9 protein-coding genes are annotated in these 14,103 nt (G+C 52.0%); 5 read left to right on the top strand and 4 right to left on the bottom strand.

Annotation, left to right across the window (positions count from 1 at the left end; genetic code table 11):
• Positions 1–85: 85 nt before the first annotated feature.
• Together JNJ77_13495 and JNJ77_13500 are read right to left on the bottom strand one after the other, a co-directional pair.
• A complete protein-coding gene (locus tag JNJ77_13495) occupies positions 86–247 on the bottom strand; it encodes a hypothetical protein (GenBank protein ID MBL8823598.1) in 162 nt (53 codons plus the stop codon).
• A gap of 167 nt (positions 248–414) precedes the next feature.
• Positions 415–3,696 carry a PD40 domain-containing protein gene (locus tag JNJ77_13500; GenBank protein MBL8823599.1) on the bottom strand — a complete coding sequence of 1,094 codons (3,282 nt, stop codon included), beginning with the start codon at positions 3,694–3,696 and terminating at the stop codon, positions 415–417.
• 453 nt (positions 3,697–4,149) lie between these two features.
• Between JNJ77_13500 and JNJ77_13505 the strand changes: the two genes are divergently transcribed.
• Positions 4,150–4,800, top strand: a complete 651-nt coding sequence (locus JNJ77_13505; GenBank protein ID MBL8823600.1) for a BON domain-containing protein — start codon at positions 4,150–4,152, stop codon at positions 4,798–4,800.
• A 70-nt stretch (positions 4,801–4,870) separates the two neighbouring features.
• On the opposite strand, the gene JNJ77_13510 is transcribed toward JNJ77_13505, so the two are convergent.
• Positions 4,871–6,652 carry an acyl-CoA dehydrogenase family protein gene (locus tag JNJ77_13510; GenBank protein ID MBL8823601.1) on the bottom strand — a complete coding sequence of 594 codons (1,782 nt, stop codon included), beginning with the start codon at positions 6,650–6,652 and terminating at the stop codon, positions 4,871–4,873.
• Positions 6,653–6,857: 205 nt separating this feature from the next.
• On the opposite strand from JNJ77_13510, the gene JNJ77_13515 reads away from it, so the two are divergent.
• Entirely contained in the window at positions 6,858–7,283 is a 426-nt protein-coding gene (locus JNJ77_13515; GenBank protein MBL8823602.1) for a hypothetical protein, read from the top strand.
• Positions 7,284–7,543: 260 nt separating this feature from the next.
• Here JNJ77_13515 and JNJ77_13520 read toward each other — a convergent pair whose 3' ends face one another.
• Complete coding sequence (locus tag JNJ77_13520) at positions 7,544–10,246, bottom strand: oligopeptide transporter, OPT family (protein MBL8823603.1); 2,703 nt, start codon at positions 10,244–10,246, stop codon at positions 7,544–7,546.
• Positions 10,247–10,468: 222 nt separating this feature from the next.
• On the opposite strand from JNJ77_13520, the gene JNJ77_13525 reads away from it, so the two are divergent.
• From JNJ77_13525 to JNJ77_13535, 3 genes are all read left to right on the top strand, one after another.
• Positions 10,469–11,902: a M20/M25/M40 family metallo-hydrolase gene (locus JNJ77_13525; protein ID MBL8823604.1), complete on the top strand. Its 1,434-nt coding sequence runs from the start codon at positions 10,469–10,471 to the stop codon at positions 11,900–11,902.
• 74 nt (positions 11,903–11,976) lie between these two features.
• Positions 11,977–12,960, top strand: a complete 984-nt coding sequence (locus JNJ77_13530) for an SDR family oxidoreductase (protein MBL8823605.1) — start codon at positions 11,977–11,979, stop codon at positions 12,958–12,960.
• 619 nt (positions 12,961–13,579) lie between these two features.
• Positions 13,580–13,777, top strand: coding sequence for a hypothetical protein (locus tag JNJ77_13535; protein ID MBL8823606.1), 198 nt, complete (start codon positions 13,580–13,582; stop codon positions 13,775–13,777).
• The last annotated feature ends 326 nt before the right edge of the window (positions 13,778–14,103 follow it).

Raw genomic sequence — 14,103 nt, forward strand, 5'->3', positions numbered from 1 at the left:
TCATGCCTCCCTGAAAGTCTGCCAACACCCGCTCACGTAAATCAACCGAGTACGCTTTCATCTGTGACTCCATGACATGGACACGTCACAGTATTTCATGTATTACCTGAATGCGCAAGATGGTTTTTGAAAATGCTCTAAGTGCTGCCAGTGCATCGCGTGCCAGCATTCCTTCAGGTTTCTGAATCAGTATGGCGAAGAGATTGCGAACGAATTCCCCTGTCCGTCGTCGAGTCACATCGGGCATCAGGGAAACTCCTTACACATGTGGAGAAGGTGTAATACATAAGCGATCTCCGTCTTAATATTGCTGCAGACTGTGACGGTGTCAAGCTACTAAGGTGTTGCAAATTCCAAAACGGAACACTCTCCCGATTCCGCAGGAGAGTGTCAATAATCTACTGACGCGTATCCCTATTTCCCTTCCGCCGCATCCTTCACCTTCGGGTCATAATAATTCGGGAACGGCGGGCGTTTGGGGTGAACTACCGGGTTTCTTTGAAGTTCATACATCACCATTTCGATGGCTTTCTCCAGTTGTGGGTCTTTGCCCTGGCGGACCAGTTTCGGGTCGAACTCGACTTCCACATCAGGAGTGACACCACGGTTTTCCACTTCCCATTTGCCTGAGGGGAACCAGATGCCCCAGCGTGGAGCAGTGACGCCACCACCATCGATCAGTTGGGGATACCCATCAATACCCACCAATCCGCCCCACGTGCGTTTGCCAATCAGTTGGCCCAGGCCAGACTGCTTGAACGTGTAGGGCAGGTAATCGCCGCCTGAACCAGCCTGTTCATTGATCAACATGACCTTGGGGCCAGGGATGGCGGAAGTAGGGAATGCCTGGTCTTTGCCTTCACGAGTGGAAGCATAGTTGCGGATAGGCTGACGCAAATAATCGATCACATGATCTGCCAGTAATCCGCCGCCGTTGAAGCGTTCATCAACAATGACACCATCCCGCCCGGCTTGGGCAAAGAAGTAACGGTTGAACCGGGCATAACCCTGATTCGCTGTGTTAGGCAGATACACATAGGCTACTTTGCCACCAGTGAGCTTGTCCACAGCCCGACGGTTGCCATCGACCCAGGCCAGATTGCGCAGTGCCCGTTCACTACCTGCGGGAACCACCGTTACCTCGCGGGCATCTTTGCCATCAGCCGATGAGCCTACTTTGATGATGGTCTGTTTGCCAGCAGTGCCTTCGAACAGTTTGAATATTTCATCTTCGCCTCGCAGTTCCACACCGTTAACAGCCAGCAGGAATTCGCCTTCCTTGACAGCAGCGCCAGGCTGAGTCAGTGGTGCACGAAGAGTCGGATTCCAGCTTTCGCCGCGATACACCCTGGAAATGCGATGACGACCCTGTTCGATGGTGTAATCAGCACCCAGCAAGCCGCCTTTGCGGCTCTCCATTCTCGGCGTGTCGCCACCAGACAGGTAAACATGCTGGAGACATAATCCTGCCAGCAGTTCATCCAGCAGGTAGTTCAATTCATGCCTGCTACCTAACCCGGGCAGATAAGCTTCATGCTTCTTCCAGTTCGATTGCAGATCGAATCCGTGGAATTGAGGATCGTAAAGGAAATCCCGTTCGATGCGGTAGACTTCCTGGTAAATCTGTTTCCATTCTGCCATTGGATCAACACGGACTTCGAAAGCATCCATCTTGAGGGTGCCATCGCCTGGCTTGGGTGCACCAGCAGCGCCAACCAGATGCCAATCCTCACCCTGGCGATAAAGCAGCTTTTCGCCATTGGCCGAGACTGTTACGAAACTGGTTCCATCAGCGATTTTTTCTGTCTTTCGCTTGGCTAGTTCAAATCGATGAATCGTGACTGGTGGTGGTTCATTCGTGTCTTCCAGCCCTGGAACGGTTGGGCCTTCAAGCACATATATCACACCTGTTTTTCCTGCCAAAAGTCCCTGATAATTCTTTGGTGGAATCGGCAATGCCAGCGTACGCTGATCCAGATCAGCTTCATCGACTTTGACTTCAACGGTTTTCTTTTCTTCCTTCTTGTCTGTATCCTTGCTTTCCTTTTTCTCCTTTTCATCATCACTTTCAGGAGCCAGTGGCGAAGGTTCATCCTTGCTGAGAACAGTCAGGTAAACTGTGCGGGTCACGGGCCGGTTGATCGCTGCCATGCCTGAACCCACGGCAGGGCCAATATCAGTGCTGGCAGTGAAATAGAGGTATTTGCCATTGGCATCAAACGAAGGGTAGCGGGCATCGCTCATGCCATCGGTTACCTGAATGATTTTGCCTGAGTCAAGCGAATACAGGAACACAGCACTAAGGTAATTTTTCAGTGAGCGTGAGAACGTGATCCACTTGCTGTCTGGCGACCAGTAAGGAATGATCGGCTCTTCATCGTAGATGCCGGAATCCACTTTGGTCGATTTGCCTGTGCTGAGTTCGACATGCCAGAGGTTCAACTTCTTGTCGGCTAATGCGATGTACTTGCCATCGGGCGACCAGGCGATGTTGTAGAAGAAGGACGGAGCATCGCCGACTTTGATCTGCTTGGTCTCGCCCTTGCCATCCTGCGAACGAATGTGTAGGAGATATTCCCCCGATTCATCGGAGAAGTAGGCAATGGATTTTCCATCAGGCGACCATTTCGGATCACGTTCAGCAAATGCAGAACTGTTCGTGAGATTGCGGATGTCACCTTTTTCTGCAGGGACCGTAAGGATTTCACCACGTGCTTCAAAGACTGCCCGGCTACCAGTTGGCGACAGGCTGGCCTTTTGAATCGACTTGGCTGCTTTCTCCACCTTGGTTCGCACGCCAGGCAAATCGGCCTGAATGCGTACAGAGATGGGGTGCGATTTCTGGCTCTTCAAATCAAACAGATGCAAGGTGCCAAAGCGATCGTAAACAATGGCATCGCTGCATGCTGAGGCAGACTTGATATCGGCATCACCCGGATCAAGCAAACGCTTCACTTCTTTGCTGGTGGGTGAATAGCTGTAAAGGGTCGCCATCCCATCACGATCCGACAGAAAATAGACCGTATTGCCTATCCAGATAGGGTTGAAATCGTTGGAAGTGGTGCGAGGCACGAGCGTGATGGAAGAATCAGCGAGATCAGCGATCCACACTGGCGATGCGGAGCCCCCTCTGTAGTTCCGCACAGGCCGAAACGAACCGGGAAACTGCGGTTTATTGGAAAGAGGCACATAAGCAATGTGCTTACCATCGGGTGAAAGTGAACCTTCTTCAGCTTGAGGCAACGGCAATTCGGTCGGCTGTCCGCCATGTGCAGAGACGCTGAAGAGGCGAAGGAAACGGGCATAACTGGAGCGAGGAGAACGGAAGATTACCTGCTTACCATCAGGCGACCAACTGACAGGTACATCAGGGTCGGGATGATGCGTTATGCGTTGTGGTACGCCTCCTGTTGCTGCAACAACATAGACATCGAGGTTGCCCTCATAGTCGCCAGCAAACGCAACCCACTTGCCATCGGGTGAAAAGACCGGGTAACTCTCCAACCCGGTTCCAGCCGTCAGCCGCCTGGCTTCACCGCCAGCCCGTTCCACCGTCCAGATGTCGCCTGCATAAACAAAAGCAACATGGCTGCTGCTGATTGCAGGCCGCTGTAGTAGTAAGGGTGGATTCTGGGCATTTGTCGATTGAGGCAGCAAACCCGGCATTAGCAATGCCAGAAAAAGTGTATTTCGCATTTTTCCATTCTCGGACGAAGAGAGGTGAAGTAACGGTTACACCGTTATAGACCCAACATATGAACCGGATGTTTCATCAGGCAGGTACAGCGTGTTTGTGAGCCGGTTATCATTCTTTAACAATTATGATGCGATTCTTTTATCTAGTTCATGAAAAGGTTCGATGCGAAGGATTGCAGTGTTTGCTCCCCAAATAACAAAAGTTTCGTGAACACCATGCCCGCCGATGCTGCCACTGTTGCTGGAGGAACCGAAGATACGTCCTGTGGGTGATGAAACCTGTGCAGCATGCAATGGTTCTATTCGCCTTGTCGGGGTAGTTCGTTCGATGATGACCTTGGGTTTATGGACGACCGGCCGACCCTGTACCGGCAACAGGTGCTGCGTGTAATCTCAGCAGGGCGGTAGACGGCGACCAGACAATGTCGCACACCCGCATCATCGGAGGATGCTATGCTCAGGAAGTTCCTTCTGGCAGTGCCCGTGCTGGCCGCTCTTGCAGGCTCGGCTTTCGCACAGGACAATAATGCCAATCAACAGCTTGCCGCTTCTGTAGCGAGGAAGATCAGCGCTTCCAGCAAGCTCAGTCAGTATCAGCTTGACATCCTGGTGGATGGCAGCAAGGTTGAACTGCATGGTATGGTCAACGACGCCAATCAGCAGGCTGAAGTTATCAAACTGGCACAGGAAGTTGCCGGCGTTGATTCTGTCAGCAATAAGCTGAGCATTCGTGGCGCGATCCGCCAGTCTGCAGCTCAGGAACCGATTCCTTCACCAGCCAAGCCTGCTGAAGCTCCCCCAGCTTGGGCAGCTAATGAACCAATCCCCAGCTTCAGCGCTGGTGGTGGCGGCCCTGGTTTCCAGCAGCCTGCTCCTCCGCTGCCCCCTTATGCCTGGCCGACCTACGCTCCTTACAACAACTTCAGCCGCGTGGGTTACCCAACCTGCTACCCAGCTGATGCCATGCCATTCATCGGGCCATTCAACCCTTTCCCCCGCGCACCACTCGGCTGGCGGAATGCTACCCTGTCATTCGATGATGGCTTCTGGTACCTGAGCAACCACTCAGGCAACCGCGACTGGTGGTCAGTTCGCTTCTGGTAAGATGTCAGTAAGTAATGTAACAAGCCACTCGGAGATTCCGAGTGGCTTGTGTGTTTTGAAATGGATTATTCTAGTGCTTCCCGTTCGTCACCGATGCCTTGTACTGATCCAGTACCAGGTTGGCTGCCACCGTTGTCGCCTCATCATCGTTGTCATTCATCGCTGCCAGGTTGGCTTTGATGCGGCGGTTGGCGACCTTCAGGTAGAACGTGCCGACGGGCAGATTCTTATTGATGTCAGGCGCCTGACTTGACAATTCTGAATCCAAGCGGCTCAACACGCAGGCGCTGTTGAAGATCTCAATGCAGGCATCGGCCATACGTTCCTGAACATATTCTTTATCAAGAATCGCCTTCTGGTGTTTGCGAAGCGCCCCTTCCACTGCCAGGCCGAAATCCTTGACGCGCTGGGCCAGTTCTTTGGCATATGGTTCCAGTTCCTTGTGCTTGACAGGTACATGGGGATCCTTAAAGCGTGCCGCCAGTCGATTGCCTGCCAGCTTGAAGAGTGCCCCCATGCCGCTGAATGGTGACTTGAGAGCATTGTCAACAATCTTGCCGACGGTGCCGAAGCCATACATGGCAATGAATTGGCGCATCACATCGTTGGCGCCTTCGCCAATCTGGTTGATGCGGGCATCACGCATCATGCGTTCGTAAGGCTCATCACTGAAGTAGGCTTTCCCGCCGAAAATCTGGATACAGTCGTTGACGGTTCGCCAGAGGGAGTCACTGGCCCATACTTTCAGCATGGCCGTTTCGAGCATGTAATCGCTGGAGCCTTTGTCAATCAAACCAGCACAAACATATGTGGCTGATTCAGTGGCGAAGGTCTCGGCAGCCATGTTGGCCAGTTTCTTCTTCACCATTTCAAATTCGCCCAGCGTCTGGCCGAACTGTTTGCGGGTGTTGGCATGGCGGGCAGCAGCTTCCACACACACTTTAGCTGCTCCGGTGCAACATGCGCCAAACGTGGTGCGACCAAAGTTAAGAACCGACAGGCCCAACTTGAGGCCACGCCCCAGCTTGCCAACGATGTTCTCTTTCGGCACACGCATGTTCGTGAAGCGGAGCTTGGCCTGCATCGTGCCACGCACGCCACATTTCAAGTGATTCTTCAGCACGACTTCAAAGCCGGGCATATCGGGTGTGACCAGGAATCCAGTGATTTCATCGCCCTTGCCATCCGCCTTGGGAGTGCGGGCAATGACGGTCAGCACGCTGGCAAAGCCACCATTGGTGATGTAGTGCTTGAAACCATTGATAATGTACGCTGAGCCATCCTCAGTAGGTGTTGCAGTTGTCTGCACGTTGCCTGCATCAGAACCTGCTTCAGGTTCGGTCAGTGCGAAAGCAGCAATCTTCTTGCCTTTGACAACATCGCGAAGGAATCGTTCGCGTTGTTCCTGGTTTCCTTCGAGAATGAGCGATCGGCAACCAATGCTGTGGTGTGCATTGACGAAAATGCCTAGCGATGCATCAGCGCCGCCAACTACTTCGAGCATCTTACAGTAGGCATACTGCCCGAGACCCAGTCCGCCGTATTCCGCGGGCACAGCAGCTCCAAGCACGCCAATGGCGCCCAGACCATCAATTACCGATTGCGGAATCTCGCAGTTCTTGTCGATAGCGACCGAATCAACGTGCTTCTCGCAGAAGTTTTTGAGTTCAGCGACTTTCTTCGCTGTGATATCCAGCTCCTTCTCCGCCAATTGCGGATAGGGGAACACAATTTCGGAGTTGAAGAGTCCGAAAAACAATCCCTTGGCAAATCCGCCGAGGGCGCCTTCTTTGAAAAACAGTTCTTCTGCTTGGGCGTACTGTGCGTCGCGTTGCTGCGCGGTAAGAGCCATAAAAGGAATCCTTCGATGCCTGAGAGAGGGTTATAAGCAATGAAGATTGCGCGGAATTTCAGATATTCTAAGAAGGCATCATGCAGAAGTCAGTAGTAGGCAGTGGCAAACCGATACTAAACGCTCAATCTGCTCTCATATAATGACAACCCCTTTAATTTTAAGAGTTTAACCGATTCTTACTGCGTTTCTTTGTGCCTTAATCATGCAACCACCTGCCGGGCAACAACCCGCAGAAAAACCGAAAACGCTGACAGTCACCATCGAAGGTGATGTCGATGCCGAATTGGCCCCGGTGGCTGGAAACCTTACCACACTCTATTTCCAATGTTACCCCAAACTGTTGGCGCGGTTTGAAAACACGAACAAGTCTGCACCCCGGCACATCCGCATCATTTTTGACAGCAAGCTGAACATCCCGGCACACTGTTCTGGCAACCGCGTCACCGTGGGAGTTCAATGGCTGAAGAAACATCCTGAAGACTTTGCGCTGCTGACCCACGAACTCACCCATGCTGTGCAGATGTACCCACGCGGTGAACCTGGATGGATAGTCGAAGGCATTGCTGACTACGCCCGGCATGTGTATGCCCCAAAGAACAAAAAGGCTGGGCGCTTCCTTCGCGTTTGACAGAACGACAAAAGTACACCGACAGCTACCGCACCACCGGCCGGTTCTTCCTCTGGATGGATCAGAAATTTCCAGCAAGCGTTGATAAGATTCATCGTGCGATGTAGGAACGTGCTTATGAAAAAGGCATATTCAAAACCGCTATCGGTAAAGACATTGATGAACTATGGAAGGAATGCGTGACAGAGTCGAATCTGCAGAAATGAAACTCCTCGCCAACTGGCGAGGAGCGGAAGTTGATTACCAAGAAGCCGATACTATCACGCAGCTTCTTCTGATTCCTTGCCTTTCAGCAACCAGCCTGCACCAACAACCAGCAACAGCAGGCATAAGCAGGTGAACGCCACAATTGCAGGGAGTTTGGATTGAGGCAGTTTCACCACCGCATCTGCGGGTAGTGTTTTGGGCAGTTCCAATCCTGGATTGCTTTGAGATAGATCAACGGCTTTGCGTTCACGTCCAAGTGCTTCCCTGGCTGCCTCACCCAAGGTCATTTCACGCTGTGTGGTATATTCCTCGCCTTTCTCTTCATCCTTAGGCAGTTTCAGCTTGGTACCTGCAGGTACTTTGATATAGCGAATTGGCAGGTCAAAATTGATGGCTTTCAATTCGCCCAGCTTTTCGGCTTTATCGGGCTCTTTCTTGGCATCCAGTTTGTCGACATCAATGTGATACTGTTCGCGGGCAATATCCTTGATGGCGTCGTCGAATGATTTCACCTGCCCAATAGTAACAGTCGAGTATTGCCAGTTGGTAAGGTCACGAGGTATTTCCTTGCTGAACGCCAGGAACGCCATCAGCACGCCTGCCAGTGAACCGCCAGCAATATAACCGCTGGCCAGCAGCACACCTGGGCTGGTTTCGCTCTTGCGGATGGCTTCAATTTCTGCCTTCGCTCGTGCTTCCGGATCATCTCCAGCAGCAGCGACATCGGCTGCGGCCCGCCTGGCCATGATGGTGTCAACAATCCATCGAATGATGCCACCTACAAAGATGGCCGCAGAGTATTGAATGGGTACATAGACACCCACTGCGAAAGCGAGAGATGATACGCCACACAACTCGAGGAAGAAGGCGATCATCGCACCGATGCCTACCATGCTCCAGTTCAAATCTCCCTTGAGCACGCCGTTGATGATCAAGCCCATCACCTGGGTCTTGGGTGCATCAAACTCGCGTTTGACAGCAGTGCCATCATCCTTTTCCTTGATCTGCCCCATGATGGCATCATCGCGAACTACTTCGGGTTTGCCTGTTGTGGGATCAACATAGTAAATGCCACGATTGACAATCTTGATTTCAGGTCGAGGTTTGTAGCTCACATTTCCCTTGTCGTCTTTCACTTCATCGGAAAGGTTCGCTCCGCTGGCTCGCCAAACCTTATACTGTTTGCCTTCATACTCAATGGTTTCATTGAGCTTCGCAAGTTCCGTCTGATTCAGCACGACCTTGGGAAGGTTGGCTTCTTTCTTGCTGAAAATGGTTCCCGATTTGTTAAACGCCAAGAGCAGGAAGCCGATGACTAATGCAGACACCAATGCCCCGATTAGAATGGCATACTGGCCTGCTTTGGGTGTGCCACCCACAAGGAAGCCAGTCTTAAGCGACTGTGCCGTAGTGCCACCATTGGAAGAAGCAACGCACACGACGGCTGCAATGGAAAGTGCCAGTAGTCGGTAACTGGGCGAAGTGAACCCCAGGGTCGCAAAGATCAGACATGTCAGCATCAGTGTGGCGACTGTCATGCCTGAGATCGGATTGGATGATGAACCAATTTCACCAGTCAAGCGTGATGAGACCGTAACAAACAGGAAGCCAAACAGCACCACTAGAAGCGCTCCCAGAATGGCGCTGGTCACGCCCACCTCGCCTATCAGAAATAGTGCCAGCACCACAATGAGCGCGAGGCTTCCCAATAACACCACCGAAGTTGGCATGTCATTTTCGGTTCGGCGTTTCAAGTTGTCGACCTGACTTCCACCAGTTTTCACACTTCGCAGGCTTCCTGTTAACCCTCGGATGATAGTAGGCAACGTTTTACCCATGCTGATGATGCCCGCAGTTGCCACGCACCCGGCTCCAATAAAGAGCAGGTAGTTGTTGCGAATCTGTCCTACCGACATGTCACGAATCAATGCGGTACCTGGTGGCACATTTTTGTCGGCATATTCGCCCACCATGTAAATGGTGGGGATGATAACCAGGTAACCCAGAATAGCGCCTGCCATCATGACTGCACTGGTTCGCAAACCAATGATGTAACCGACGCCTAAAAGTTCCGATGCCATTTCGTGAGCATATACTGCCATCTTGTTGATGAAGGTTAACGGATAAGTAACGGTGCCCATCAGCAACGACATGCCTTCTGTGACAAACTTGTGCACAAAGGCCAACCCAAATCCGATGAACACTGTTTTTCCTGTGGTTCCACCCTTTTCACCAGAAATCAGCACCTGAGCGCACGCCGTTCCTTCAGGGTATAGCAATGTTCCAGGCTGACCCGGTTTGCCATGCATCTTCACAATGAAGAGCCTGCGAAGCGGAATCATGGCCAGGATGCCAAGCAATCCACCCAGAATGGAAACCACCATGATGCGGAGGATGTCCATCTCATAACCCAATAACAGCAGGGCAGGCATGGTCACACCGACGCCAAAAGCAAGTGATTCACCAGCGGAGCCTGCTGTCTGAACGACGTTGTTTTCAAGAATCGTTGTTTGTCGTGTGCCAATCAGTTTGGAGAAGAAGCGGAAAAGCGTGATAGCCAGCACCGCGACAGGGATTGATGCCGAAACAGTAATGCCCACTTTGAGCACCAGGTAAAGGGATGACGCGGCAAACACCACACCCAGCACCGTCCCCAGCAACACCGCGGACCAGGTAAATTCCTTCATGGTTTTACCCGCTTCATCGCTGACATAAGGTTGGAATGCGGGCGGTTGGGTATCGGTGGTAACGGCCATGCCGATTCACTCCGGTGAAAAATTGCAGTGGAAAAGACTCAAGATGGCAGAATTTTCAGCACAATCAAGAGGGGAATCCTACAATAAGCCCTGAATTTCAGCCGATGATTGATCCCCAGTAAATTCGGCAAGAACCATCCACTAGGCTCTTTCATTGGGCCAAACGGATGTTACCATACTGCCTTGCAACTTGGAACCTTCACAAAAGCTGGCCTATTTCGAATGAAAAACGCTCTCGATTACCTCGCCAAACACCACAACCGCTTCGTCGCTGACCTTCGTGAACTGGTGGCTATTCCCAGTGTCAGTTGCGGTACGCCCGATGTGCCCAACATTCTCAAATGTGCCAACCTGGTCAAGGATCAGATGATCGCGGCCGGGTTGGAAAATGTCGTTGCCAGGCAGATTGATGGTCAGAACGGGAAAAGTTATCCCTACGTGTATGGCGAACATCTGCATGCACCCGGCAAACCAACGGTCTTTCTCTACAGCCATTATGATGTGCAACCTTGCCAGAATCAGGACCCCAAAACGGGCAAGTACGCCGGCTGGGACACTGATCCCTGGAAGATGACCACCAAAGCTGGTCGCTTTTATGGCCGTGGCTCTGCCGACGATAAAGGTGCTATTACCTGTCACCTGGCCAGCATCGAAGCGTTTCTGAAAACCGCAGGCAAGCTCCCCGTCAACATTAAGATGCTCGTCGAAGGTGAAGAAGAAATCGGCTCTCGCCACCTGATTCCATTCTTCGAACAGTATCAGAAGATGATCCAAGCCGATGTCATCGTCGTCTGCGATACCTCCAATGTTGAAGTGGGCACGCCGTGCATTACCTACTCTCTGCGAGGCATCGTTGAACTGCTGGTAGAAGTAGAAACGCTCAAGCAACCAGTGCACAGTGGTTCCGGTGGTGGCGTGCTGCCTGATGCAGCCATTGCCCTGGCAGAAATTCTCGGCCGTCTGTGCTGGCGACGCAAGCGCATCCCCGTTCCAGGACTGTATGAAGGCGTTCGGCCTTTGACCGCTGCAGAGAAAGCCGAATACAAAACACTGCCCATCACCGAAGACAAACTCAAGAAAGAATTTCAGTTGTTGCCCGGCCTCGATCTGGTGCATCCACTGAATGTGCATGTCTGTGAACAGAAATGGCGGCTCCCCGCAGCAACGGTAATTGCCATGGAAGCCAGTTCGCTGGCCCAGCGATCCAACCAGGTGCTGCCTAAAGCTAAGGCCATTCTGAGTGTCCGCACCGTACCCGATATGAAGGCTAAGAACATCGTGCAGGCCATGCGTGATTTCCTTTGTGCCAACCCGCCATGGGGAGTCAAAGTGAAAGTGAACCCCAGTGGCCACAGTGCCGACTGGTGGATGACCGACCCGACTGGTCCAGCCTTTGATGCTGCCCGCCGGGCATTGGAATCAGGCTTCAAGAAGAAACCATTAGCCATCGGCAGCGGCGGTTCCATCGGTTTCGTCGGCCCACTTGCCAAGCTCTTCGGCGGTGCACCAGCGCTTCTACTCGGCATCGAAGACCCCAAGAGCTACGCACACTCTCCGAATGAAAGCCTGCACGAAGCCGACTGGAAGAAGCTGATGACATCGTTGTGTCACCTGTATGACAACCTTGGCACGTTGCCGAATGGCAAGGTGAAATAACGGAATTATTGGTATCTTGATTCATTAACCCGGTAACAAAGCTGCCGGGTTTTTCTTTTCCATAGAAGGTTGCAATGCCTCTACTTCTCACCGGCGGGTTTGGCTGCATTGGTTCCTGGATCGTCAAGAATCTCATTGAAAGCGGCGACACAGTTCACGTCTACGATGTTCAGTTTGAACCCAAAAGGCTGAACCAGTTGCTCGAACCAGAACAGGTTCAACTCGTCCGCTTCCATCAGGGCGATGTAGCCGACGCTGAAGCGTTCCGAAAAGTTGTCGAGAAGGAAGGCATCACCCATATCATCCACCTGGCTGGTTTGCAGGTGCCTGTGTGCCGGGCTGATCCGATGCGTGGCGCCCGTGTTAATGTCTTGGGCACGCTCTCTGTGTTCGAAGCAGCTAAGGCGCTCAAGGATCAGGTGAAACGAATCGTCTACGCCAGTTCAGCCGCGGTCTACGGGCCGCCGGAAGATGAACAGGCACCGCCTTTGCACGATACTGCTGCTGCATGCCCTACCACCCATTACGGCGTTTACAAAGCTGCCAACGAAGGCAATGCACGAATCTACTTTGAAGAGAATGCCATCCACAGCGTGGGCATCCGCCCCGCTACGGTCTACGGCGTGGGTCGCGACTTTGGCATGACCAGCGAACCAACCAAAGCCCTCAAGAGCCTGGCCATCAACAAACCCTACCACATCAGTTTTGGCGGCTGGCAGGATATGCAGTTTGCTGACGATGTCGCCCGCAGTTTCATCCGCTGTGCAACCAGCAAGCCGGAGTTTAAGGGTGCAGTCGTCTACAACCTGCGTGGCCAACAGGTGCACATTGATACCATCACAGGCACCATGGAGAAAATCGATCCTGCCGCCAAGAAACTGATTACGCATGGCACACAATCGTTGCCAGTCGCTCATGGCTTCCGTGATGATGGCTTGCAGCAACAGTTCGGCCCGCTTCCCATTACATCACTGGAAACCGGGTTTGCAGCTACCCTGAAACGCTTCCGCTGGCTGGCGGAGCACAAGAGGCTTGATGTCAGCGATCTGCCTGCTTAGTTGAATGAGTCAGAGCAATGTTCAGCCATATTGGAAGAAAGGCGAAACATGTACATCATCTCGCTTTGCTTGCTGATTCAGGGAGCGCTTCTGGCTGCTACTGAGTTAGTGTTGAACCCTCTTTGTCCCAACATGGATGCAACTTTCACCACCTTGAATATGCTGGCAACACAGAAAACCAGGCACTCGCAAGAAATGATTCACAGATACTATGCGCGTATTGTCAAAAACGAGTCTCTGTTAGGCGGTCGCATTTTGATGGCATACGGAAACAAGAACACCATCGACGAGTATGTTATCATGCTTCTCGTGAATAGAGGGAAAGACCAAGGCCTGTATGAAAGTCTTGAGATTTTGTATGGCATCAGGTCTGAATGGTGGCATATTCCTTCATTGCGAAACAAGATAATCAGCATTTATTGATGAGAAGCATAAGAAATTTAGAAGCATTCGACTGGAACAGTTAGCCAAGAACGATCTTCGCAAGTATTGCAGAATGATTTCGTGCTATTCCTTTTGCAAATGCACGATGTGCAGTATGGCTATACCCGGTATGCTGAGAGACAAAAGAGTAGTTTTCGATTTCAATTATCACACTGGTTTAGGAATTCATTCTCCCATGGCTTCAAGAGTATGCGACTATGCTCTGATGGCGCTCATGGCTATGCACCAGGTTGATGTCAGTGCTGTCTCTCGAAGTTATGGGTACCCTTTGATTTTCGACAGACAGCTGGGTACGCCCCAGAAGCAAGTCGAAGCAACGTTCGATGCCATGCTTGCCGATATTGATATGTTCCGTGAACGGTTCTTCCGATGAAGAAAGAGTAACACGGTATCGTTCAGCCAGCAAAGTTAACCGGACATACCGGCAAACCATCGTCCGTAGGTGGTCCGCTTACTGATCCTGAAAGGATCACCCAATAAAGCCCAGGACTTGTCGCTGCGAAGGTGGTAATCCTTTCAGGATCAGGGCGATAGGAATTGTATTCTACCCAGGACTGAAGAGCTTTTTGCGCCATGAGCCGAAAGGTATTGCGCGACAACAAGTTGGGCTCCATACTAGGCACCAGAAGTACCACCTTCGGAGCCGATTATGGAGCACCAACTCTGGAATGCTATTGTGACCACTCTTGCCGCACTCTG

This window comes from Planctomycetia bacterium, assembly GCA_016795155.1.
Lineage (GTDB): Bacteria > Planctomycetota > Planctomycetia > Gemmatales > HRBIN36 > JAEUIE01.